This window comes from Paratractidigestivibacter sp., from assembly GCF_052362415.1.
Lineage (GTDB): Bacteria > Actinomycetota > Coriobacteriia > Coriobacteriales > Atopobiaceae > Paratractidigestivibacter.
In genome coordinates, this window is sequence record NZ_DAWEMK010000106.1 from 1 (window position 1) to 700 (window position 700).

1 pseudogene is annotated in these 700 nt (G+C 61.1%); it reads right to left on the minus strand.

Annotated elements, in window-relative coordinates:
• Positions 1 to 206: 206 nt before the first annotated feature.
• Positions 207 to 700, minus strand: a pseudogene (locus ACT84W_RS09010) (acetate/propionate family kinase); the annotation flags it as partial.

Consider the following 700-nt stretch of genomic DNA (forward strand, 5'->3'; position numbering starts at 1 on the left):
GACTAAGCGTAGTAATGATGTCTGGTCGAGACGTGATAACTACTGTACCCGACAACAGTCGAGTATATAATCCCACCCACGCGGTATGTTTATTGATATTAGCAAACGTTCGTTATCGTTGAAAACGGTAACCGGGACAAAAGCAAGCGGCCCCGGCTCGCGTAGGCGGGCCGGGGCCGAGGAGAGACCAAGGTAAGGTCGCAGCTCTACTTGCCGAGCAGGTCGGCGACGTCGAGGGCGATCATGTACTCCTCGTTCGTAGGGACGACGAGGACCTTGACGGCTGAGTCCGGGGTGGAGATCACGCGCGGGTCGTCGGAACGGACGGCGTTCAGCTCAGGGTCGATCTTCACGCCCATGTACGCGAGGCGGTCAGCGACGCCCTGGCGCATCTCGGCGGAATTCTCGCCGATACCAGCGGTGAAGGCCATGGTGTCCACGCCGCCCATCGAGCACACCATCTCAGCGGTCAGCTGAGCGGTGCGGTAATAGAACATCTCGAGCGCCATCTTGCAGTTCTCGTCGCCCTTCTCGGCGCCGGCCTCGATATCGCGGGAGTCGGACGAGACGCCGGAGACGGCGAGAAGGCCGGACTGCTTGTTCATCATCGTGTCGATCTGGTCGATGGTGTAGCCGCCCTCGCGCACGAGGAAGAAGACCGTGGCGGGGTCGAGGGTGCCGCAGCGGGTGCCCATGATGA